The following is a 23,147-nucleotide window of genomic DNA, read 5'->3' as shown; positions in this document are numbered from 1 at the left end:
GGCCTGTTTTTTCATATACAAAAAAGAACAGCCGGCATATAATAACAGAAAGTTCTGATTTTTCCAAAAGGGGAGATGTTCATGAAAGAGAAGAACACAAGCTGCGAAACAAAAGAATTTCGGGCCGTGTGGATCGCCACCGTGACAAACATTGACTGGCCTTCGAAAAAAGGGCTGACAATCGAAGAGCAAAAAACAGAGTATGTGAAGCTTTTGGATGATGTGACAACCATGGGGATGAACGCGGTTGTCGTTCAAATTAAGCCGGCGGCGGATGCGTTCTATCCTTCCGCATACGGGCCGTGGTCGGAATACTTAACAGGCGTTCAAGGAAAAGACCCAGGATACGATCCGCTGTCATTTTTGCTCGAAGAAACCCACCGGAGAAAGCTTGAATTTCATGCATGGTTCAACCCTTATCGGATCACGATGAATCATACGGATTTGAACAGGCTCTCACAGGATCACCCGGCTAGAACGCACCCCGACTGGGTCGTTGCCTACGGCAAACAGCTGTATTACAATCCCGGCATCCCTGAGGCTCAGGAATTCATTGTCCAAGGCATAGCGGAGGTCGTCAAGAATTACCAAGTCGACGCCGTTCATATGGATGACTATTTTTATCCGTATAAAATTGCGGGCGTCGAGTTTCCCGACTTGAGCACGTATGAACAATATGGAAAGGACCGCTTTTCAAATATTGAAGATTGGCGGAGGGACAACGTCAACCAGCTTGTCAAACAGATCAACGCCGCCGTCAAAAAAGAAAGAGCATCGGTCAAATTTGGGATCAGCCCCTTTGGTGTATGGCGAAATACAGCAGATGATCCGACGGGATCGAATACAGCCGCCGGAATGACAAACTATGACGACCTCTATGCTGACACGAGGGAGTGGATCAGACAGGGATACATCGATTACATCGCCCCGCAAATCTATTGGAGCATCGGCTTTGCCCCGGCTTCCTACGACATTTTAGTGGACTGGTGGAAAAATGAAGTCAGCCAACGCCCCGTTCATTTATACATCGGACAAGCAGCCTATAAAATCAATCAAAACTCAGATCCCGCATGGTCAGATCCTGAAGAATATCCGCGCCAGATTGCCTTAAACCGCGGCTCAAATGTGATGGGAAGCATCCATTTCAGCCTGAAAGATTTAAACCGGAACCCGCTCGGCATAAAAGACAGGCTGATCCAGGACTTGTACAAAAAACCGGCAGCTATTCCCGGTATGCCTTGGCTTGACAGCGTAAACAGCAAACAGTGAAAACTGATATTTTAGTGATGCGGCCGCCGGTAACAGTACCAATCCATTTTGACAACGTTCAAAATGGATTTTTTGTGTTAAAAATCGCATGAATCGTGCACCTTAATAGATAAAAACAAGGAAAGAAAGGTTTAAATCAAATGGACATTTTCTTAGCGATTTTACCAGCGATTTTCTGGGGAAGCATCGTGCTCTTTAATGTAAAGCTTGGGGGCGGACCGTACAGCCAGGTGCTCGGTACGACATTCGGCGCTTTAATTTTTTCAATCGGAATCTACTTTGTCGTCCAGCCTGAATTATCTCCCCGTATATTTGCCGTCGGCGTCGTCTCCGGACTATTTTGGGCGCTCGGCCAGACCAACCAGCTGAAAAGCATCAAGCTGATCGGCGTGTCTAAAACAATGCCGATCTCGACGGGGCTTCAGCTCGTGTCCACTTCTTTGTTCGGCGTGCTTGTTTTTCGCGAGTGGGCGACGACAATCTCGATTGTTCTCGGGATTCTGGCGCTGATCTTCATCATCGTGGGAATCGTACTGACATCGCTGGAAGACCGCAGCCAAAAAACGGAGGAAAAAACCGGCGACATGAAAAAGGGAATCGTGATTTTGCTGATTTCCACATTCGGCTATCTCGTATATGTTGTCGTCGTCCGGCTTTTTGATGTCAGCGGCTGGGCGGCTCTTTTTCCTCAGGCTATCGGCATGGTAGCCGGCGGCTTGATCTTGACATTCAGGCATAAGCCGTTTAATTTTTACGTCATCAAAAATATCATTCCGGGTTTAATCTGGGCAGCGGGAAACATGTTTTTATTCATTTCCCAGCCCCGGGTCGGCGTAGCGACCAGTTTTTCGCTATCGCAGATGGGAATCGTCATCTCTACGCTCGGCGGCATTATTTTGCTCGGCGAAAAGAAAACGAAGCGGCAGCTGATCGGTATCGCCATCGGCATCATATTAATCGTCGCAGCCGGCGTTTTGCTGGGCATTGCAAAAGCATAAGGACGGCTTCTAAAGCCGTCCTTATGCTTGTTGACAAAATCCCATTAGTTTTGGGATTTTGTCATCCTTTAATATGTGACGATTCCCTTAAGCGGCAGGTGGTCGGAAGCGCTCGGATCAACGGCGACAACTTCAGCCGCTGACACATGAAAAGACCGGCTGAGGAAGATGTAGTCCAAGCGCCGTCTCGGGCGGTGCGAAGGGTAGGTGAACCCCTGTCCGTATTGTCTTTCATCCCACAGGTCGGCCAGTTTTTCCGCGACCTTTGTCCATCCCCGTGAACGAGGCTTCATATTAAAGTCTCCCATGACGATCACAGGCCGATCGCTCTCTTGAACCCTCTCGATTAAAAAAACCGTCTGCTTGCCGTGAAGCCACGGATTCAGACTCAAATGCGTAACAAAGACGCGAAAGAGCTGATCACCGATCCGGACATCAGCCTCAAGAAGAGACCTTCCTTCGATCAGCCCTTTGACAAAGTTGAATGAATGATGCCGTTCTTTCACAATCGGAAAACGCGTTAAGAGGGCGTTCCCGTATTGCCTGTTCACTGAAGAATCACCGGAACTTAATGAAAGGGAGGGGCAGTACGCATAGTGCATGTTCAATTGTTCTGCTAACGAACCGATTTGGTCTTCGTAATCGCTTCTATTGGAGAAATGCTGATCCACTTCATTAAGACCGACGATGTCACAGCCGCTCTCTGCGATCACACCGGCTGTTCTCTCTAAATCAACGCGACGATCCCTTCCTTTTCCATGATGGATATTAAACGTCATGATGCCAAATTTCATAATCAACCCGCCTCTTCTTTAAGCTAAGCATATTGTACCTCCGGAACGATTAAAATATTTCTGCTGTCGGCGGAGCGAGATTAGGTTAAAATGACATTATGATATAAAGAGGAGTGTTCCTTGATGGCAAATAGCAGAACGAATCCAAAGGTTGATGAATTTTTAAGCAAAGCCGAGAAGTGGAAGAAAGAGTTTGAAAAGCTGCGTCAAATTGTTCTTGACTGTGAGCTGAACGAAGATTTCAAGTGGAAGCATCCTTGTTATACGTTCGAGAATAAAAACATCGTCTTAATCCATGGATTTAAAGAATATTGTGCGCTCTTGTTTCATAAAGGCGCATTGTTAAAGGACCCCAACGGGATTCTCATCCAGCAGACGGAGAATGTCCAAGCCGCGCGGCAGATTCGATTCACCAATGTACAAGAAATAGCTGAAATGGAAACCATCTTGAAAGCTTATATAAATGAAGCGATTGAAGTGGAAAAAGCCGGTCTTGAAGTCGATTTTAAAAAGGCTGCGGAATATACGATTCCAGAAGAACTGCAAAAAAAATTCGCTGAAATCCCGGCTTTAAAAACGGCTTTTGAAGAATTGACGCCGGGCAGGCAAAGAGCGTATATTCTTTATTTTTCTAAACCAAAACAATCGAAAACCCGAGAGTCGAGGATTGAAAAATATACACAGCAAATTCTCGATGGAAAGGGATTGAATGACTAGTCTATTGACAGAAGCGCTGTCATTGCCGAGCCAAGCTGAAAAAATGGCCGAAGAAGCGGTGAATTGATGAGAACCGCTTAATTTAAATCCTCCGAGTCCTCGGGGGATTTTTAGCTCCTGTTCATTGTATAATGATGATTTGGAGGGATCATATTGCAAAACGTACTTACGTATATTTCATTGCCCTTGGCCATCATTCATATGGGAATCCTTTATGTCTGGCTTTTTCATTGGGAGCTGCTTGCTACAAAAACCGGATGTTTCATCTGGAGCTGTTCGATCATCATGGGCTTCATCCTTTATTTGACCGGCCGCAAAAGCGCCATGATAACAACACGCCTGATTTTTGCTTCAACATTAATGGTCATCATTTTAGTGATTTTCACATTGGCTATTGATGCTGTCACAAGCTCCATGCCCTGATGATCACCGCTTGATTATATAAAAAAACATTTATATAATGGATGCAATATACCGTCTGCAAAGCGCCTGAGATCGGAGGAATGTCATGACCGTACAAACGAAGCTTGATTCGAAAAGCACGGTGAGCTGCATGAAGATATTGAGCGATTCTACCCGGCTCTTGATCCTGAAACTGCTTCAGGAGAAACCTTTTTGCGTCTGCCAGCTTGTCGATATGTTTGAAACAAGCCAGCCCGCAATCAGCCAGCATTTACGAAAGCTGAAAAGTGCAAATATGATCAAGGAAGAAAGAAGGGAACAATGGCGCTTTTATTCACTTCATGACGACTTTCCGGAGCGTGAATTGGTCCTTGCCATTCTCAAACAGATCGATGAACACGATGAGGTTCTTCAAACCGTTAAAAGAAAAGAAAGGCCCGTTTCGTGCCAATAAACAAACAGAGGGAGGACGGTCCCTCTGTTTCATATGCATTTATCATATAAGCATTGACTTATATAATAATTTTATTATAAGATGTGTCCGGAGAGGAAACTTATGAAGGAGGCGTACACGCGATGACGACAGTCTTAGCCACATTGATTTTTCTGCTGACTCTCACGCTCGTGATTTGGCAGCCGAAAAATTTATCGATCGGCTGGTCGGCCTGCGGAGGTGCAGCGCTGGCTTTCATCGCCGGGGTCGTCAATTTTCAGGATGTATTAGATGTGACAGGAATCGTATGGAATGCGACTTTGACTTTTGTCGCAATCATCATCATCTCCCTGATTCTTGATGAAATCGGATTTTTCGAGTGGGCCGCCCTGCACATGGCCAAGGCAGCGAAAGGAAACGGCATTCGGATGTTCGTCTATGTCTCCTTGCTGGGAGCCGTAGTAGCCGCGCTGTTTGCCAATGACGGAGCTGCTTTAATTTTGACGCCGATTGTCCTTGCCATGGTACGCGCGTTACATTTTCAAGAAAAGCTCATTTTTCCTTTTATTATCGCAAGCGGATTTATCGCGGATACGACATCGCTGCCGCTTGTCGTCAGCAACCTTGTCAATATTGTCTCAGCAGACTTTTTCAACATCGGATTTATCGAATATGCAACAAGAATGATTGTTCCAAATCTGTTTTCGCTTATTGCAAGCATGATCGTACTTTTTTTGTTTTTCAGAAAAAGCATTCCGCGGCATTATGACATGACAAATGTAAAACAGCCGGCAAAAGCGATTAAAGACAGGAAAATGTTCCGCTTGTCATGGCTGATATTAGCCGTTTTGTTGGCGGGATACTTTATCAGCGAACTGCTCGCAATCCCCGTCTCAATCATCGCAGGCGTGATCGCCGTCATTTTCTTATTCACAGCGAAAAACAGCCCGGCGGTGCAAACGAAGAAAGTGCTGAAGGGAGCGCCTTGGGCGATTGTTTTCTTTTCACTAGGAATGTATGTCGTCGTATACGGTTTGAGAAACGCCGGCTTAACGGACGTTCTCTCACAGGTCATACAGACTGTCAGCGATCAAGGGCTGTTTGCCGGAACAATCGGAATGGGCTTTATCGCAGCCATCCTGTCTTCATTCATGAACAATATGCCGACGGTGATGATTGATGCACTAGCGATTCACAGTACCGACACACACGGGATTTTCAGAGAAGCGCTGATTTACGCCAATGTCATCGGCTCTGATCTCGGTCCGAAAATCACGCCGATCGGCTCCCTGGCGACGCTTTTATGGCTTCACGTCCTTTCACTGAAAGGCGTAAAGATTTCTTGGGGAACCTATTTTAAAACAGGTGTCATTTTGACCATTCCAACCCTGTTCATCACGCTTGCCGGACTTTATGTGTGGCTGTTGATCATCCATTAAACATGATAGGAGAAGATGACCAATGTCAAAAAAGACCATCTATTTTTTATGCACAGGCAACTCTTGCCGCAGCCAAATGGCTGAAGGCTGGGCGAAGAAATATCTCGGAGACGATTGGAATGTCCACAGTGCAGGGATTGAAGCGCACGGTTTAAACCCGAACGCGGTCAAAGCCATGCGAGAAGCAGGCATCGATATTTCCGAGCAGACGTCTGATATCATTGATCCCGATATCTTACACAACGCAGACCTCGTCATTACGCTGTGCGGGGACGCGGCTGATAAATGCCCGATGACACCTTCGCATGTCAAGCGCGAGCATTGGGGTTTTGACGATCCCGCCAAAGCAGAAGGGACAGAAGAACAAAAATGGGCTTTCTTTCAGCGCGTGCGCGATGAAATTGGAGAGCGGATCAAGCGATTTGCGGAGACAGGTGAATAAATAAAAAGCTCAAGTATTGTTACCTGAGCTTTTTATTTTTTAGAAACATATAAAAACACGTCTGGAAAGAACGTACCAGAATGCATGCGGCCCTTCATGAAAAATATAGAAATCAATCAATGCACCCGAGGAATTCTGGAAAATCCATTACCATCGGCTGAACGAGTACCAAGGGATTAGCGGCGGTCACTAAAAACCCCCAGGCCGGGGACTTTTCATTTTAAAAAGAAAAGATGACCTGACTTAAATGTTACTTGTTTTCTTTACCTAAAGAAGCGCATGACATTCTAATGTGTAATTCAGGGTCCATTTTTTGAGTTAATGGGATTGAGCCCGGCTCACGAATAAGAGACAGCAGAGAATCAACCATTTTGTGAGCCAATTGATCGATTGGAACCCCGACGCTCGTCAGCGGGGTTTCAAGGCTTGCCATTTGAGGAATATTATCATAAGAAATTAAAGATAGGTCTTCCGGTATACTGAGCTGTTGTTCTTTTACGGCTCGTAAAATCCCTACACTGATATCGTAGCTTCCGCTAATGATTGCTGTAGGTGTTGGGGGTTGTTGTAATAGTTTTTTCGCAGCAGTGTAACCGCTATACCAGCTTAAACCATTAGTATTTATAATACTATTTCGACTTAATTTCAAACCGGCTTCCATCATCACCTCTTCAAACCCTTTGCTTTTTTCAATCTGACGCTTGTCGGCAGGGGAGAGGTCGCCGACGTAGCTAATGTTTTTGTGGCCGAGTTGATACAGATACGTAACGGCTTTATAAATTGCTTTTTTATGATTAACATCGATAATAGGATGTGTATGTTCACCCGACACTCCGTAAGATAAGATAGGAATCGTTAATCCAGCAGCATCACTAAGCTGAGTTTCGCCGCCTTCTTCAAAAATCATGATCCCGTCCACGCGAAAACTCTTGAACAATTCTACTGCCTCTTTAGCTTTGTTAACAGACAAAATCATTGAATAGCTGTTCTTTTCGACCACTTCATTTATTTTTGTAACAAGTGCCGATAAAGCGATTCTTTCAATTGTAGGCCAGACAAGACCGATCGTTTGACTTTTTTTAGATGCCAAGCTTCTCGCTGCAAAATTCGGAGTATACTCTAATTGTTCGGCAACTTGCAAGACCTTTTTCTTTGTATCCGGTTTTACAAGAGGGCTGTTTCTTAAAGCCTTTGAGACTGTTGAATAGCTTACTCCGGCAGCATGGGCGATGTCTTTGATGGTTACAGTCATTTTGGATCCTCCAAAAAATCTTGAAAAATATAATATTGCAAATTTTCCGAAATGATTTTATGATAATAAATAACAACGTTGTTATTATAAATGATACATCATAAAATAACAATCATATACATCTTCCGAAGGAAATAACAACGTTGTTAAAAGAACTTTTCGGATGATGAAGCAACGTTTATTTTTAACAACGTTGTTAAACTTATCGTAAAGGAGGGGAAGTGTGAGAAAGACGATCATCTAATGTCTCGCACAGAACATAATCGGAAACGGGATTCAGGGGATAAACCGAAACATACAATGCAAAAATTCTGCTTATTCGTTCACTATTCGAGCGAAATTGTAAACGCTATCAAAAAATATCGCTGTGAATGTATGACGATGAAAGAAAACATGAATCGCTATCAATCTTTGGTTAGAAAGCAACAGTCATGAGATTCAAGGAGGGTAGTTCATGAGAAAAATGCTATCCGTGTTTTTTGTATGCGCTTTAATCTTTGGAATGCTTACGGGGTGTAAAAGCAGCGATGTACTAGGTACCGATAAAACCGTAACGTTACGGCTCGCTCACAACCATAATGAGGAGCACCCCGTCCACAAGTCTTTACTCAAATTTTCAAAAGACGTAGAAAAGAAAACCAATGGCACTGTTAAAGTGCAATTGTATCCAAATGCTCAGCTCGGTTCAGAGCGTGAAGTGATTGAATTGACGCAAACCGGGGCTGTCGATTTGGCTAAAGTAAGTGCAAGCGCTTTAGAAAGTTTTTCAGAGGTCTACTCCATCTTCAGCCTGCCTTATTTATTTGACAGCAAACAGCATTTCTATGAAGCCATGGACAGTGATATTGCAAAAGACATGTATGATGCAACGAAAGACATAGGGTTTATTGGATTAACCTACTATGATGCCGGTTCACGGAACTTTTACACAAAGAACAAACCGATTATGCATCCAAATAACCTTAAAGGTTTAAAAGTTCGCGTGCAGCCGAGTGCTACAGCGATTCGAATGGTGGAACTCATGGGTGGAGCACCTACTCCAATGGCTTATGGAGAAGTATATACAGCATTGCAGTCAAGTGTAATCGATGGCACCGAAAACAACGAAATGGCTTTAACAAGCAGCAATCACGGGGAAGTGGCAAAAGAATATTCGTACTCAGAACATGCGATCGTTCCGGATATTTTAATCATGAATTTGGACAAAAAGGATCAATTAAGCGAAGAGCAGCAGAATGCGGTGATCGAAGCGGCGAAAGAATCTACTGAGTATCACAAAATCGTATGGGCTGAAGAAACTGAAAATGCGGTTAAGAAAGCAAAGGAAATGGGAGTGAAGTTCCACAAACCAGACAAGACTCCATTCCGAAATGCGGTAAGCCCGCTTCATGATGAGTTTGCCAAAAAAGAATTGATCGGAAAATACTATAAAGAAATTCGTGCGAAAGCTAAAAAAGTAAAATGACTCTGGATGAATGAGCGAATCGAATATTTTTCGATAAGGGAGGGATGCATATGCTCACTTTAAAAAAAGCGGTGGATAAAACGATTGAATGTTTGACTTGCACACTAATGGCAGTCATGGTTTTTGTTGCGATATGGCAAGTATTTACGCGATATGTACTGAATTCTCCTAGTACGTTTTCAGAAGAATTTTTACGCTATTCATTGATATGGGTTTCTATGTTGGGCGGTGCCTATGCATTTTGGAAAAAAAAGCACTTGGCCATTGAATTTATCGTTCGAAAACTACCAATAAAAGCGGCTGTTTTCCTTCATACTTTCATTCAGATTCTTTTGATTACCTTTGCTCTGATTGTGATGGTGTTAGGAGGATCGAAAGCAGTGATCACCACAATGGAGCAATCTTCAGCAGCATTAGGGATACCGGTGGGATTTGTTTATCTATCACTTCCTGTTGCAGGCATACTCATCATTGGATACAGCTTGGCCGGTTTATATGAATCTTTACATGAATTCAATTCAAAACAAAAGTCAGGTGATGATGTAAAAAAAGCAGAAAAGATGTGACTAAGGCTTTTTGAAAACTAAAAAAGAGGTGAAATGATATGGCCATAGCAGCAGGTCTCATTTTATCGGCAGTATTCTTCATCTTATTGTTTCTCGGCGTTCCGATTTCCGTAAGTATTGCAGCGGCGTCCATTGTAACAATGCTTACCATTTTTCCTTTTGATGTTGCCATTTTCACTTCGGCGCAAAAAATGGTCACTGGAATCGACAGCTTTTCTTTATTAGCGGTACCGTTCTTCATTTTATCAGGCATTATTATGAATAATGGCGGTATTGCAATGCGGCTCATTAACTTCGCAAAATTGATCAGCGGCAGGCTGCCTGGTTCTCTGGCCCATACGAATGTTGTCGGAAACATGTTATTCGGTTCGATTTCCGGTTCGTCTGTAGCTGCTGCTGCGGCAATCGGCGGGGTCATGTCGCCGCTCCAAGAAAAAGAAGGATATGACCGGACTTACTCTGCCGCAGTAAACATTGCTTCTGCACCAACTGGTTTACTTATTCCGCCCAGCGGTCTTTTGATCATTTTCTCATTAGTCAGCGGCGGAACATCTGTAGCCGCTTTATTTATGGCGGGCTATTTGCCCGGAATTTTGTGGGGGCTGGCTACGATGGTTGTCGCCTATATGATTGCAAAAAAGAAAAAGTATCCTGTTGCGCCAAAGATTACGATGAGTCAAGGTTTTAAAGTGCTTCTCGATGCGATTCCAAGCCTGTTGCTCATTGTAATCGTAATCGGGGGTATTATCGCCGGTATATTTACAGCAACTGAAGGTGCAGCAATAGCGGTGGCTTATTCCTTATTGTTATCGCACTTTTATAGGACATTGAAATGGAAACAGCTCCCCAAAATGCTGCTGGAAACGGTCGAAATCACAGCCGTTATTATGTTTTTGGTTGGGACTTCAACGATGCTGTCATTGGTCATGGCGTTTACAGGCATACCGACGGCAATCAGCAATGGAATTCTAGGGATTACAGATAACCCCATTTTGATCCTGCTGATGATGAATATCATCTTATTAATAATCGGTACATTTATGGACATCACTCCGGCTGTTTTAATTTTCACTCCAATCTTTCTGCCAATTGTTCAAAGCTTTGGCATGGATCCCGTGCATTTTGGAATTATGATTGTATTTAACCTTTGTATCGGCAATATCACTCCTCCTGTGGGAAGTGCTCTGTTTGTGGGATGCAGCATAGGTAAAGTTGATATTGAACGAGTGGTTAAACCGATTCTGCCATTTTACGCTGCGATCATGATCGTCCTTTTAATTGTTACCTACATTCCACAAATCAGCTTAATGCTGCCTCAATTATTTGGACTTTAAGACAGGAGGCGTCTGTTTAATGTCAATTAAAGAAACCTACATGTTTACATTTATAAAAGAAGAGAAAAATGTGCTGCATTTTCATTTAAATGACGGCCATGCACAAGCAAAAATATTCATTCTTGAAGAAGATGTGATTCGGATTTTGCTGACAGAGGGAGAAGCGTTAACGCTTGAAAAAACGTGGAGTGTCGCGCCTGGACAGATCGATGTGCCATGGGAGGGACGCCATCGTTTAGACATGAGCGGATTTACATTGCCTCAATACGAATGTCAGCAAGTCAAAGATGTTTTTATCGTAAAAACCGGCAAGATCAAGCTTCATGTTCAATTGAACGGTTTTAAGATCAGCTGGTTTTATCACAATGGTTCTGAATGGATCAATGTTGCAAACGATCGGCAAACACAAGCGTATAATTTTGAAGGGGTTTTTGGAAAGGGCGTATACCATTATTTACAACGCGATTTCCAGGAACAATATTTTGGATTTGGCGAGAAAACGGGAAACATCGATAAACACGGGAAACGCTACCGGATGTTAAATATCGATGCGATGGGGTATGACGCAGAGTGGTCAGATCCGCTATACAAACATATCCCATTTTATATTACACGCCATAAGAAAACAGGCATTTCCTATGGAATTTTCTATGATAATCTATCAGCTTCCATTTTTGATATGGGTTCAGAGCTTGATAACTATCATGGACTGTACCGCTATTATCAGGCCGAAAAAGGGGATTTAGACTACTACTTCATAGCCGGTCCGAAAATAAAAGATGTAGTCGAAACATTCTCTTGGCTGACAGGCAAAACGATCTTGCCGCCAAAATGGAGTCTGGGCTATTCAGGCTCTACGATGAGCTATACCGATGCTCCAAATGCACAAGAACAATTAAAAAATTTCGTTCATCTTTGTGAAGAACATGATATATTATGCGATTCGTTTCAGTTATCGTCAGGATACACATCTATCGGTGACAAACGTTATGTCTTTAACTGGGATGAGAGCAAAATTCCTGCTCCAAAAGAGATGGTGCAACAATTCCATGAGAAGGGCGTGCGCTTATGCGCCAACATTAAACCGTGTTTGCTAAAGGATCATCCGTACTTTGATGAACTAAAAGAAAAAGAAATGTTTATCGTAAACAGAGAAACACAGAAGCCGGAAATGGCTCAATTTTGGGATGATATCGGGGCTTATTTAGACTTCACGAATCGCCAAACGTTCGACTGGTGGAAGGCTCAAGTGACAGAAAAGCTGTTGGAATACGGAATTGATTCAACCTGGAATGACAATAACGAGTTTGAAATATGGAGTCAAAACGCCAAGTGTCACGGTTTCGGCAAAGAAGTGGAATTTGAACTGATCCGCGCGCTTCATCCGCTTTTAATGATGAAAGCGTCTTTCGAGGCGCAGCTAGAACATAACCCGGAATTACGCCCGTATTTGATCTCAAGATCCGGCTGTCCCGGCATGCACCGTTATGCACAAACTTGGACCGGTGACAACCGAACAAGCTGGAAAACATTAAAATTTAATATTCAAACTGGCATCGGTTTAAGTTTATCAGGCATTTACAATTTCGGCCATGATGTCGGGGGATTTTCAGGAACGGCCCCTGAACCGGAGCTATTCGTAAGATGGGTGCAAAACGGCATCATGCATCCGAGATTTACCATTCATTCGTGGAACGATGACGGGACAGTTAATGAACCATGGATGTTTCCTGAAACAATCGATGAAATCCGTGAACTCATTAAGTTTAGACATAAGATCATCCCTTACATTTACACCGCGCTATATGAGGCGCACGAACATTATCAGCCGATCATTCGACCGACATTTTATGATTTTGAACATGATGAGAAAACATTTGAAGAAAACGATGAATTTATACTTGGTGAATCTTTGCTTGTTGCATCTGTCGTCGAAAAAGGAATGACGGAGCGGGAGGTGTATTTACCAAACTATGAAAAAGGCTGGTACGATTTCCATACGGGAACTTGGCATGAAGGAGGAAAGACAGTCGTTCTGCCGGCACCATTACATTCTACTCCGCTATTAGCGAAAGCGGGAGCGATCGTTCCGGTAAATGATGCAAAAGTGACATTCCAAACAAAGAACCGAGATGAAAGAGGATTTTTGTTATTCCCATTCAAAGGAAAAGGAAAATCGACTTATCGTTTGTACGAAGATGATGGGTTAACAAATGAATATACTTATACATTTGCCTTTATTCATGTCGATATGGAAACAACAGTAGACGGGATCAAGCTTTCAATACAAAAAGAAGGAACATACGAGTTACCGTATGATCAACTCACTTTTCACGTACCAAATGGAGAAAAGAGAAAACTGATCGTAAATGGCACAGAGCTGGAAAGCAAGAACGGAGAGTTTTCTTACAGTTTGCCGTGTGGTTAAAAGATGAAGGCCACATGATGATAATGGTTTCCATTACTCGAGCAAGAATCTTTGGCCGCGGTTACATCCCGGCAAGCTGAATTTTGTCATCGAGCATAATACATGAATCATTATCACGAAAATTTATGTAAGCGAATACTAATCAGCAAATTCTTTTTTAGAAAATCGGTCCAATATATTGTGATTGTCATGCGAAATGACGGTATCGAATGTTAAATAAAAAGAGGGAAGAGGATGGAAGAGCCATGCAAATGACGTTTCGATGGTATGGAGACAGCGATCCGGTCACATTAGAGTATATTCGGCAAATTCCCGGCGTTACCGGAATTGTTTCGGCTATTTATGATATTCCTGTAGGGGAAGCCTGGCCTTATGAGAAAATTGCAGAGTTAAAAGAAAAAATTGAAAATCATGGGTTATCGTTAAGTGTCATTGAAAGTGTACCTGTCCATGAAGATATTAAATTAGGTCTTCCGACAAGAGATCAATATATTGAAAACTATAAAACGACGATACGCAACTTGGCAAAAGCGGGTGTTAAAATCGTTTGTTATAATTTCATGCCTGTCTTTGACTGGACTCGTTCTTCTTTAGACTATGCACTAGAAGACGGTTCTACAGCATTAATTTATGAAGAAGAAAAAGTTAAACAAATGAACCCTTTGCATGGTGAACTAAAACTTCCCGGTTGGGACACAAGCTATGAAGATGGACAGCTAAAGAATCTTTTTCAACAATACCAGCACGTTACGGAAGAGGATTTATGGGAAAATCTTTCGTATTTTATTAAAGCGGTTATACCTGCGGCAGAAGATGAACAAGTCAAAATGGCGATTCATCCGGATGATCCGCCATGGCCTATCTTTGGACTGCCTCGAATCATAACGAACAAAGAGAATTTGGAGCGATTGACTAATCTCTATGACAGCTCCTTTAACGGTTTGTGTTTATGCAGCGGGTCGCTGGGGGTGAATTCAACAAATGATATTCCGGAATTGATTCGTTATTTCGGAAAAAAAGGAAAAGTCAACTTTGTGCATCTGAGAAACATTAAGATCAACGGGGAAAAGTCATTTCAAGAATCTTCCCACCGTTCAGAAGACGGTTCTTTAGATATGTATGAAATCGTAAGAGCATTAAGAGATATTGATTTTGCCGGGCCAGCCAGACCGGATCATGGGAGAATGATTTGGGGAGAGACCGGAAAACCGGGTTATGGTTTATATGACCGGGCGCTGGGTGCAGTGTATTTAAATGGAATGTGGGAAACATTGACGAAAGAAAAGAAGCGGATCGCCTTTGAATGCAATAAATGAACAAACTAACTAAAATGCAGAGACGGGGGATGAATGTGCAGATACCTTTTCATGTCAACTTGAAAGATAAGGTGGCTGTAGTGACAGGTGGAGGCGGCATTTTATGCAGCTGTTTCGCTAAAGCATTGGCTCAATGCGGTGCAAAAGTAGCAGTAGTCAGCCGAAGAGTTGAATCGGCTGACAGAGTAGCGAAAGAGATCCAAGAAAACGGAGGCGAAGCACTTGCTCTTACAGCAAACGTCCTTGATAAACAAAGCCTTGAACAAGCGAAACAACTCATTAACAGAACCTTCGGCAGATGCAATATCCTAATTAACGGTGCAGGCGGCAACCATCCAAAGGGAACAACAGATAAAGAATATTTGTATAAAAAAGACTTGAATACTAAAGAATTGACTACGTTTTTTGATTTAGAAATAGAAGGTGTAAGGTCTGTATTTGATGTAAACTTTCTTGGCACACTGTTAACCACTCAAGTATTTGCAAAAGACATGGCTGATCACGACGGAAATGTGATCGTTAACATCTCATCCATGAACGCCTATACGCCGCTTACGAAAATTCCCGCCTACAGCGGTGCAAAAGCGGCTGTCAGTAACTTTACACAATGGCTTGCTGTGCATATGTCAAAAGTCGGTATTCGTGTCAATGCCATTGCCCCTGGCTTTTTTCTTACCGCCCAAAATAGGAGCCTATTGCTCAATGACGACGGAACGTATACGGAGCGGGCACAAAAAATTATCAACCAGACGCCGTTGGAGAGATTTGGGGTTCCGGAAGATTTAATCGGAACATTATTATGGTTGGTAAGCGATAAAGCCTCGCAATTTGTCACTGGAACCATCATACCGGTCGATGGAGGATTCTCCGCCTATTCTGGAGTATAACGAAGAGGATTTGCTCCAAAAAGCTGATTTTCAACACTGATAAAAATCCCAATTTCTCTGTGTCACATTGAGAAATTGGGATTTATTCATTCAATTTTTCCTTTTTACAGGCAAGAAGATAAACAACATTTTTGTATGATCTGCTTCCTTATTTCTTCAATTGCTACGTAATACAAAACCATTGCAATTGATAGGCATTGTTTTGTTATTGTTTGACAAAGGTGTTATAACTGTTTATATTGTATATATACAGTTATAACGAATAGAGGGATGTTATGCTTTGAATATCATCATTTCAAATTCATCTGATGAACCGATTTATTTGCAGATCGTCAACCAATTAAAAGATCAAATCGTCAAGGGAGAACTCTCGGAGTCTGAGGCGCTTCCATCGATCAGAAACCTGGCCAAAGAGCTTAAAATCAGCGTAATTACAACAAAAAGAGCCTATGACGAGCTGGAGAGAGAAGGGTTTATCGTCACAGTTGCGGGAAAGGGCTCATATGTCGCAGCCATCAACAAAGACATGCTGCGAGAAACAAAAGTCAAATTGATCGAAGAACACATAGCAGAAGCCGTCACTGAAGCGAAACAAATCGGCTTTACATACGAGGAACTCCAAGAGATGCTCAAACTGGTTTATGAGGAGTGGTAAAAGTGACCAGCATACTGGAATTAAAAAATGTATCAAAACATTATCAAGATTTCTCTTTAAAAAACATCAACTTCTCGCTTGAAAAAGGATATATTATGGGTTTTATCGGCCCGAACGGAGCCGGAAAAAGCACAACCATCAAGCTGATCATGAACCTGATCAAAAAAGACGAAGGGGACATCAGCATTTTCGGTCTCGACAATGAAAAGTACAATATCGAAATCAAGCAGAGGATCGGCTTTGTTTACGATGAAAATCATTTTTACGAAGAACTGACGCCGAACGAAATGAAAGGAATCATCAGACCGTTTTACAAAAAGTGGGACGAGGCGGTTTTTCAGCGGTACGCAAAAGACTTCCAGCTCCCTTTAAACAGGCAGATCAAAAACTTGTCAAAAGGAATGAAGATGAAATTCTCACTGGCGGTCGCGCTATCCCATCATGCCGAATTATTGATCATGGATGAACCGACTTCAGGACTCGATCCTCTTGTCAGATCGGAGCTCCTCGACGTGCTGCAAACATTGTTGCAGGATGAAAACAAGTCGATTTTCTTTTCGACGCATATTACCTCTGATTTAGAAAAAGTAGCGGACTATATCACTTTCATTCATAACGGCCGGCTCGTACTGAGCAAAACAAAGGATGAGCTGTTGGAGGAGTACTGCATTGTAAAAGGAGACCTCGATACGCTGCATAAAGGAAACGAAGACGCCTTAATCGGCATCAAGAAAAACAGCTACGGCTTCGAAGCGCTCTCCAGAGATAAGCGGGAAGTCGTTCAGCACTTCGGGGATTCCGTCATGATCGAAAAACCGACTTTGGAGGATATTTTAGTATTTTCAACCGGCAGGAGTGATCAACATGTATCATCTTATTAAAAAGGATATTTTAATGCAGAAAAGGGCAATGAAACTATCGCTGTTATTGATGATATTTTTCACTTTTACATTGTCGCAGCTTGAGCTTGTCGGATATACAGTCGCGGTTTTGGCTGTCACGTATCAGCTGGCTTTAGGCGCAAGCTCCTTGGAAGACAAAAACAACAGTGATAAAATCCTGATCAGCTTGCCCATTAAAAGAAACATCATCGTTTTATCAAAATATGTATCGGTTTATGTCTATGCGGCTTATGCCATTCTCTTCTATTCTTTGATCAATGCGATCGGACATATGCTGCACTTGCCGCTTGATTTCCCATTGACACTTTCAGGCGTCATGGGTGCTGTTGTGGCTGTCACTTTATTTAGCTCGATCTCATTTCCGCTGCTTTTTAAGTACGGCTATTTGAAGTCCAAAATGGCCAATATCATCATATTTTTCGTCATTATATTTGGAGGGACGGCCTTTTTTAAATTTATAAATGCGGGGGAAAACCTTGCACTAAGCCAAAAATTAACGGCTTTTCTGAGCGAAATGTCAAATGCGGGTACATTCATTCTTTTGGTTGGTGTACTGCTCGTGATGATTTCCGTCTCATATGCGATATCGCTCAGCTTTTATAATAAAAGAGAATTTTAACGTTTAAGGATCGGCGGGAAGAACTTCGCTGATCCTTTTTTCGTTGCTCAGAACCGTACGGCTGGTTTACTTTCCTCCCACTATCATCTATTATAAAAAATTCCTATAAAAGAAAAATTTCCGTGTTGATAAAAGCATTTTTTCCGGAAGTTTCGGTAAAAAACGAAACTTTTGGCCCTTTTATTTCACTGTATAATGTAAACGGTTACGTTTATAGTATACTTATACTATCATTTCTTTTTAGGGAAGGATAGAAAAACAGGTGAGAGAGATATGAATACAAGGCAAAAAGACATTCTGAATCTGTTGTTATCTGAACCTGAAGACTATTTAGTCGTACAAGATTTCGCAGACAGGGTAAAGTGTTCTGAAAAAACGATCAGAAATGATCTGAAAACGATTGAAGATTATCTCAATCAGCATTCTGATGCTCAATTGATTCGCAAACCGGGACTGGGCGTTTATTTGAATATTGAGGATCATGAAAGGGTCCGTTTAAGCCGGCAGTTATATACCGAACATCACGCCGCACAGCAGCAATCTGATGAAGAAAGGATGCTGCAAATCGCTTATCAGCTATTAATGAATCCAAAGCCGGTTTCTGCAAAAGAAATGGCTGCCGAGCACTTCTTGAATAAGTCTTCCATCAAAAGGGATTTGAATCAAATCGAAGTTTGGCTCCAGCGGTTTAGCCTCACTTTGGTGTCCAAGCAGCGCCTCGGTTTAAAGATCGAAGGTAGTGAAAAAAATAAGAGAAAAGCGCTGGCGCGCATCTCGGAGTTGATTGACAACCCGGAGTTTACAAGCCGATTTATTAAAAGTCAATTTTTAAGCCATGAAGTGGAATTTGTTAAAAGCGAAATCAGATCATTGCAAAAGCGACATTCTTTATATTTCACTGATGAAACATTCGAAAATTTACTGTTGCATACACTGCTGATGATCCGCCGCATCAAAACGAAACAGCCGATTACCATTTCTCCGGGAGAAATCGATACAGTCAAAAAGAAAAAAGAATTTCAGTGGACGTTTGCTTGTTTAAAACGGCTGGAAGCGGTTTTTGCGATCCGTTTTCCTGAAGAAGAGGCCGTCTATTTAACATTGCATATATTAGGCGGCAAAGTTCGTTATCCATTTGGAAAAGAAGGGGAGAGCGGACTTGAAAACCCTTTGCTTCCAAAGGTTGTCGAATATTTAATCCAGCGTGTCTCAGTGTTGAAAATGATGGATTTTCGCGAGGACCGGGTTTTGATTAACGGATTAAAAATTCACCTAAATACCGTTTTAAACCGGCTGAGCTATGACCTTTCCGTATCAAATCCGATGCTCAACGATATCAAAAAAATGTACCCCTATCTGTTTCACATTGTCATTGATGTTCTTGAAGACATCAACCAAACGTTTTCACTTTCGATTCCCGAGGAAGAAGCCGCCTATCTGACATTGCATTTTCAAGCGGCGATCGAGCGCTTCAGCTCTGGAAAAGACAAGCATAAAAAAGCGATCATTGTCTGTCATATGGGCATCGGGATGTCACAACTGCTGCGGACAAAAATCGAACGGAAATTCCACCAAATTGCCGTGATGGACTGCATCGCAAAAGCTGATTTGGCGGACTATACGGCACGACATGAAGATATCGAGCTTGTCATATCAACGGTCAGTCTGGAGGATTTATCAATTCCCCATATCGTTGTATCTCCGCTGCTCGAGTCGGCCGATGAGAAAAAGCTCAGCGCTTTTATGGATCAGCTCGGTGAATCTTCCCAGCAAACACAAAAAACGTTTAAAGTGCTGAATGACACGACTCCTTTCCTCGTCTTCCTGCAGCAAGAGTCAGAACACCGCTACAAGCTGATTGAACAGCTGGCAATGGCTTTATACGAGAAAGGCTATGTGGAAAAAGAATATGCTGTACACGCCGTCATGAGAGAAAAAATGTCGGCGACAAACATCGGAGCCGGCATCGCCATTCCTCACGCGAACGCCAAATTGATTAAACAATCAGCCATTGCGATCGCTACATTAAAAAAGCCGCTTGACTGGGGCTCTGAAAAAGTATCGCTCGTCTTTATGCTGGCTGTCAAACACGAGGATCAAAACATGACAAAACAACTGTTTCAAGAGCTGTCCAGCTTAAGCGAGCAGCCGGCTTTCATCCAAAAGCTGACGAAAGAAACAAATGTGATGACATTTTTATCTTATTTGGATTATTAAAGCAGGGCGCTGACCTTCATCAACATTCAAGAAAATATTGATATACACATGATACACGGCAACAGAATGGGATAGGTGAGCTGTTCTGCTTATCCTATTCTTTTTGTATCGCAAGCCACCGGCTGCCCCTGAAATCCGTTCACCTCTAGCAATACTAATGAAATTATTTTAGTCTTTTGTACTCCATTAACCAGCAATCTTGATCTTCACCTTCATGCAGTTCATGTTTTGGAAGAATCCGAACTTTTTTAAAACCGCATTTTTCATAGCACCTTAAAGCCCGCCCATTTCCAATTTGTGGATCTACGATCACTCCATCTGCAAGTTTTTGATTAACTAAATATTCCAGCATAGATGAAACCAGCTGTGTCCCAATCCCCTTATTCCAATATTCTTTTTCACCAATGAATTGGTCTATTCCATAAATGTTTTCATCAGAGTATCCATATTCTTTTTTTGTGATCTCATCCAACTGATAAAACTGAATGTATCCAATTTCTTTCCCATCGTACTTTACAATACATTTAACTTCGTCATTATTTGGGTGATAAAAAACTTCGTTAACCTTGTCTATATTAAAGGGGTTATCTCTTCCTTCATAAAATTCCAGAATGAATGGATCTGAAAGCCACTTGACTAAAAATATTTTATCTTTTTCTTTTAATTTACAAACTTTTAGTTTCCCATCATGAAATAACATACAATTTCTCTCCCCATACACTCTTTAGCAAAACTATATCATAACTGGTTTTTACCACTCTTCTAGCTTCTACATGGCTGTTGTTAAGCCCCACCCAAATGGTGTTATCTTCCTCGAGTTACTTGCATCACTTCTGTCTTAACAGGAAGGCTGCGGGTAAAGTTTCTAAACAATGCATAGTACCGCCATCATCAGCCGCGCCATTTTCAATATAGTGATTCAGCGAAGAAACAGCTACAATCCTGCTTTTTAAAAAAACCGGTTTTTCCGGAACCTGCGGTAAAAAACAACGCTTTTACACGCACGTTTTTATTATAAAGTAATGACAAGAGCTGCTCACTACTTTAGTTTCAGAAGGAGGATTCGCATGAAACTGTTAGCGATTACATCATGTCCAAACGGCATTGCCCATACGTATATGGCTGCGGAAAATTTGCAAAAAGCGGCCGATCGAATGGGCGTTCAAATGAAAGTCGAAACACAAGGCGGCATCGGGGTGGAAAATGAGCTGACCGAACAGGAAATCCGCGAGGCCGACGCGATTATTATAGCCGCAGACCGCTCGGTCAACAAAGACCGTTTTATAGGAAAAAAACTTCTGGCTGTCGGTGTTCAGGAAGGGATCCGAAAACCGGAAGAATTAATACAAAAAGCGATCAGCGGCGATATACCTGTCTATCGTTCGGCTGCGAAAACGGAAGCCTCCGCTCAAACCGAGAAAAAACAAAATCCGATTTACCGGCATTTAATGAACGGTGTATCGTTTATGGTTCCTTTCATTGTCGTCGGCGGATTGTTGATTGCAGTCGCGCTGACGCTTGGAGGTGAAAAGACGCCGAAAGGGTTAGTGATTCCTGATGAATCTTTTTGGAAAACGATTGAGCAAATCGGGGCTGCCTCATTCTCATTCATGATCCCGATTTTAGCCGGTTATATTGCCTACAGCATCGCCGATAAACCGGGGCTTGTACCGGGAATGATCGGCGGATACATCGCAGCGACGGGAAGCTTTTACGGCAGCGTAAGCGGTGCGGGGTTCCTCGGCGGCATTATCGCGGGCTTTTTAGCCGGATATGCGGCGCTGGCCATCAAAAAATTAAAAGTGCCAAAAGCCATTCAGCCGATCATGCCGATCATCATCATACCGGTGGTTTCCTCGCTTATTGTCGGCTTGGCATTCGTATTGCTGATCGGCGCGCCTGTCGCGCAAATCTTTGAATCATTGACGGTTTGGCTGGCTGGTATGCAGGGCTCAAGTTCGATTCTTCTGGCATTAATTTTAGGGGCGATGATTTCGTTTGATATGGGCGGCCCCGTCAATAAAGTGGCATTCCTGTTTGGTTCAGCCATGATCGGTGAAGGAAACTATGAAATTATGGGTCCGATCGCCGTCGCCATTTGTATTCCTCCGATCGGGCTTGGCATCGCAACGTTTTTAGGAAAAAGAAAATTTCAGGCGCAAGAAAGAGAAATGGGAAAAGCAGCATTTACAATGGGGTTATTCGGCATTACTGAAGGTGCCATCCCGTTTGCTGCACAGGACCCGCTTCGCGTCATCCCAAGTATTATGGCGGGTTCAATGACTGGTTCCGTGATCGCCATGATCGGTAATGTAGGGGACAGAGTCGCCCACGGCGGACCGATCGTAGCAGTGCTTGGCGCTGTCGATCATGTGTTGATGTTCTTTATCGCCGTTATTGCCGGATCCCTGGTCACCGCTCTTTTGGTCAATGTACTCAAAAAAGAGGTCGCAGCCGCTCCTGCAGGGGTAAGTGAAACTGCTGCAGTTCATGACATTCCGCAGCCGAAGATCGACATAAAAGCGGAAAGCAAAAAATCCGAAATACCGGAAATTAACAAGCTCACAGACATCATTGATACAGATTTGATCGAACCCCATTTATCAGGAGGTACGAGAGACGACATTATCGATGAAATGATTCAAAAATTGTCCCGTAAAGGCGCACTGCATTCGGAAAGCGAATTTAAACAAGCGATCATGAACCGCGAACTAGAGGGGACAACGGCGATCGGCATGAACATCGCGATCCCGCACGGGAAGTCTGACGCCGTCAAGAAGCCGAGTGTAGCATTCGGCATCAAACGTTCGGGCGTGGACTGGAAGAGTCTTGACGGAACTGACGCCAAACTGATCTTTATGATCGCCGTTCCGAAAGAAAGCGGGGGAAACGAGCATCTAAAGCTTCTGCAAATGCTCTCCCGAAAACTGATGGATGACACCTACAGGGACAAGCTTCTCTCTGCTCAAACAAAAGAAGAAGTATACAAACTTCTGGATGAAATCATCTAAA

At 42.9% G+C, this 23,147-nt stretch carries 21 protein-coding genes; 18 read left to right on the top strand and 3 right to left on the bottom strand.

All coding sequences use genetic code 11. The features are described from left to right. Positions 1–75 precede the first annotated feature (75 nt). Both MST20_RS05685 and MST20_RS05680 read left to right on the top strand, forming a co-directional pair. Complete coding sequence (locus MST20_RS05685; RefSeq protein WP_481747883.1) at positions 76–1,269, top strand: glycoside hydrolase family 10-like protein; 1,194 nt, start codon at positions 76–78, stop codon at positions 1,267–1,269. Between the two features lie 140 nt (positions 1,270–1,409). Further along, positions 1,410–2,267, top strand: a complete 858-nt coding sequence (locus tag MST20_RS05680; RefSeq protein ID WP_243940673.1) for a RhaT/GlcU family sugar-proton symporter — start codon at positions 1,410–1,412, stop codon at positions 2,265–2,267. A 68-nt stretch (positions 2,268–2,335) separates the two neighbouring features. On the opposite strand, the gene MST20_RS05675 is transcribed toward MST20_RS05680, so the two are convergent. Beyond that, positions 2,336–3,061, bottom strand: a complete 726-nt coding sequence (locus tag MST20_RS05675; protein ID WP_243940671.1) for an endonuclease/exonuclease/phosphatase family protein — start codon at positions 3,059–3,061, stop codon at positions 2,336–2,338. A 123-nt stretch (positions 3,062–3,184) separates the two neighbouring features. Here MST20_RS05675 and MST20_RS05670 point away from each other — a divergent pair, with 123 nt between their 5' ends. The 5 genes from MST20_RS05670 (at position 3,185) to arsC (ending at position 6,494) form a co-directional block, all read left to right on the top strand. Beyond that, positions 3,185–3,778, top strand: coding sequence for a YdeI/OmpD-associated family protein (locus tag MST20_RS05670; RefSeq protein ID WP_243940669.1), 594 nt, complete (start codon positions 3,185–3,187; stop codon positions 3,776–3,778). 153 nt (positions 3,779–3,931) lie between these two features. After that, positions 3,932–4,201, top strand: a complete 270-nt coding sequence (locus MST20_RS05665; RefSeq protein WP_243940667.1) for a hypothetical protein — start codon at positions 3,932–3,934, stop codon at positions 4,199–4,201. An 85-nt stretch (positions 4,202–4,286) separates the two neighbouring features. Further along, positions 4,287–4,634 carry an ArsR/SmtB family transcription factor gene (locus MST20_RS05660; RefSeq protein ID WP_243940665.1) on the top strand — a complete coding sequence of 116 codons (348 nt, stop codon included), beginning with the start codon at positions 4,287–4,289 and terminating at the stop codon, positions 4,632–4,634. 122 nt (positions 4,635–4,756) lie between these two features. After that, positions 4,757–6,052 carry an arsenic transporter gene (locus tag MST20_RS05655; RefSeq protein WP_243940663.1) on the top strand — a complete coding sequence of 432 codons (1,296 nt, stop codon included), beginning with the start codon at positions 4,757–4,759 and terminating at the stop codon, positions 6,050–6,052. 22 nt (positions 6,053–6,074) lie between these two features. Further along, positions 6,075–6,494 carry an arsenate reductase (thioredoxin) gene (gene arsC, locus MST20_RS05650; RefSeq protein ID WP_243940661.1) on the top strand — a complete coding sequence of 140 codons (420 nt, stop codon included), beginning with the start codon at positions 6,075–6,077 and terminating at the stop codon, positions 6,492–6,494. 250 nt (positions 6,495–6,744) lie between these two features. On the opposite strand, the gene MST20_RS05645 is transcribed toward arsC, so the two are convergent. Then, complete coding sequence (locus tag MST20_RS05645) at positions 6,745–7,746, bottom strand: LacI family DNA-binding transcriptional regulator (protein ID WP_243940660.1); 1,002 nt, start codon at positions 7,744–7,746, stop codon at positions 6,745–6,747. Positions 7,747–8,200: 454 nt separating this feature from the next. Between MST20_RS05645 and MST20_RS05640 the strand changes: the two genes are divergently transcribed. From MST20_RS05640 to manR, 10 genes are all read left to right on the top strand, one after another. After that, positions 8,201–9,211: a TRAP transporter substrate-binding protein gene (locus MST20_RS05640; RefSeq protein ID WP_243940658.1), complete on the top strand. Its 1,011-nt coding sequence runs from the start codon at positions 8,201–8,203 to the stop codon at positions 9,209–9,211. Between the two features lie 50 nt (positions 9,212–9,261). Further along, positions 9,262–9,777: a TRAP transporter small permease gene (locus tag MST20_RS05635; protein WP_243940656.1), complete on the top strand. Its 516-nt coding sequence runs from the start codon at positions 9,262–9,264 to the stop codon at positions 9,775–9,777. A gap of 38 nt (positions 9,778–9,815) precedes the next feature. Further along, positions 9,816–11,111, top strand: coding sequence for a TRAP transporter large permease (locus tag MST20_RS05630; RefSeq protein WP_243940654.1), 1,296 nt, complete (start codon positions 9,816–9,818; stop codon positions 11,109–11,111). Positions 11,112–11,130: 19 nt separating this feature from the next. Further along, positions 11,131–13,539 (top strand): glycoside hydrolase family 31 protein, encoded by a 2,409-nt coding sequence (locus MST20_RS05625; protein WP_243940651.1) that lies wholly within the window; start codon positions 11,131–11,133, stop codon positions 13,537–13,539. Between the two features lie 245 nt (positions 13,540–13,784). After that, positions 13,785–14,855 carry a mannonate dehydratase gene (gene uxuA, locus MST20_RS05620; RefSeq protein ID WP_243940650.1) on the top strand — a complete coding sequence of 357 codons (1,071 nt, stop codon included), beginning with the start codon at positions 13,785–13,787 and terminating at the stop codon, positions 14,853–14,855. 35 nt (positions 14,856–14,890) lie between these two features. Continuing rightward, on the top strand, positions 14,891–15,742 hold the full coding sequence (locus tag MST20_RS05615) for an SDR family oxidoreductase (RefSeq protein ID WP_243941173.1): 852 nt from the start codon (positions 14,891–14,893) through the stop codon (positions 15,740–15,742). Between the two features lie 280 nt (positions 15,743–16,022). Continuing rightward, complete coding sequence (locus tag MST20_RS05610) at positions 16,023–16,397, top strand: GntR family transcriptional regulator (protein WP_003182395.1); 375 nt, start codon at positions 16,023–16,025, stop codon at positions 16,395–16,397. A gap of 2 nt (positions 16,398–16,399) precedes the next feature. Continuing rightward, positions 16,400–17,278, top strand: coding sequence for an ABC transporter ATP-binding protein (locus MST20_RS05605; protein WP_243940648.1), 879 nt, complete (start codon positions 16,400–16,402; stop codon positions 17,276–17,278). Beyond that, complete coding sequence (locus MST20_RS05600) at positions 17,262–17,918, top strand: ABC-2 transporter permease (protein WP_243940646.1); 657 nt, start codon at positions 17,262–17,264, stop codon at positions 17,916–17,918. The genes MST20_RS05605 and MST20_RS05600 overlap by 17 nt, the downstream gene beginning before the upstream one ends. Positions 17,919–18,191: 273 nt before the next feature. After that, the gene (gene manR, locus MST20_RS05595; RefSeq protein WP_243940644.1) at positions 18,192–20,135 is read left to right on the top strand and encodes a mannose transport/utilization transcriptional regulator ManR; all 1,944 of its coding nucleotides are present in this window, start codon (positions 18,192–18,194) and stop codon (positions 20,133–20,135) included. Positions 20,136–20,298: 163 nt separating this feature from the next. On the opposite strand, the gene MST20_RS05590 is transcribed toward manR, so the two are convergent. Further along, complete coding sequence (locus tag MST20_RS05590) at positions 20,299–20,835, bottom strand: GNAT family N-acetyltransferase (RefSeq protein WP_243940642.1); 537 nt, start codon at positions 20,833–20,835, stop codon at positions 20,299–20,301. A gap of 367 nt (positions 20,836–21,202) precedes the next feature. On the opposite strand from MST20_RS05590, the gene MST20_RS05585 reads away from it, so the two are divergent. Continuing rightward, complete coding sequence (locus tag MST20_RS05585) at positions 21,203–23,146, top strand: PTS fructose transporter subunit IIABC (protein ID WP_243940640.1); 1,944 nt, start codon at positions 21,203–21,205, stop codon at positions 23,144–23,146. The last annotated feature ends 1 nt before the right edge of the window (position 23,147 follow it).

Source organism: Bacillus sp. B19-2 (assembly GCF_022832475.1).
Lineage (GTDB): Bacteria > Bacillota > Bacilli > Bacillales > Bacillaceae > Bacillus > Bacillus paralicheniformis.
Note: the sequence above shows the minus strand (reverse complement) of the source record. Positions and strands in the feature narration are given on the sequence as shown.

Bases quoted from the DNA above. Each gene is read 5' to 3' on its own strand.
- MST20_RS05635 (WP_243940656.1), top strand. From the start codon at position 9,262: ATGCTCACTTTAAAAAAAGCGGTGGATAAAACGATTGAATGTTTGACT.
- MST20_RS05600 (WP_243940646.1), top strand. From the start codon at position 17,262: ATGTATCATCTTATTAAAAAGGATATTTTAATGCAGAAAAGGGCAATG.
- MST20_RS05670 (WP_243940669.1), top strand. From the start codon at position 3,185: ATGGCAAATAGCAGAACGAATCCAAAGGTTGATGAATTTTTAAGCAAA.
- MST20_RS05645 (WP_243940660.1), bottom strand. From the start codon at position 7,746: ATGACTGTAACCATCAAAGACATCGCCCATGCTGCCGGAGTAAGCTAT.
- MST20_RS05680 (WP_243940673.1), top strand. From the start codon at position 1,410: ATGGACATTTTCTTAGCGATTTTACCAGCGATTTTCTGGGGAAGCATC.
- MST20_RS05585 (WP_243940640.1), top strand. From the start codon at position 21,203: ATGAAACTGTTAGCGATTACATCATGTCCAAACGGCATTGCCCATACG.
- arsC (WP_243940661.1), top strand. From the start codon at position 6,075: ATGTCAAAAAAGACCATCTATTTTTTATGCACAGGCAACTCTTGCCGC.
- MST20_RS05655 (WP_243940663.1), top strand. From the start codon at position 4,757: ATGACGACAGTCTTAGCCACATTGATTTTTCTGCTGACTCTCACGCTC.
- uxuA (WP_243940650.1), top strand. From the start codon at position 13,785: ATGCAAATGACGTTTCGATGGTATGGAGACAGCGATCCGGTCACATTA.
- MST20_RS05685 (WP_481747883.1), top strand. From the start codon at position 76: ATGTTCATGAAAGAGAAGAACACAAGCTGCGAAACAAAAGAATTTCGG.
- MST20_RS05625 (WP_243940651.1), top strand. From the start codon at position 11,131: ATGTCAATTAAAGAAACCTACATGTTTACATTTATAAAAGAAGAGAAA.
- MST20_RS05660 (WP_243940665.1), top strand. From the start codon at position 4,287: ATGACCGTACAAACGAAGCTTGATTCGAAAAGCACGGTGAGCTGCATG.
- MST20_RS05630 (WP_243940654.1), top strand. From the start codon at position 9,816: ATGGCCATAGCAGCAGGTCTCATTTTATCGGCAGTATTCTTCATCTTA.
- MST20_RS05675 (WP_243940671.1), bottom strand. From the start codon at position 3,061: ATGAAATTTGGCATCATGACGTTTAATATCCATCATGGAAAAGGAAGG.
- MST20_RS05640 (WP_243940658.1), top strand. From the start codon at position 8,201: ATGAGAAAAATGCTATCCGTGTTTTTTGTATGCGCTTTAATCTTTGGA.
- manR (WP_243940644.1), top strand. From the start codon at position 18,192: ATGAATACAAGGCAAAAAGACATTCTGAATCTGTTGTTATCTGAACCT.
- MST20_RS05590 (WP_243940642.1), bottom strand. From the start codon at position 20,835: ATGTTATTTCATGATGGGAAACTAAAAGTTTGTAAATTAAAAGAAAAA.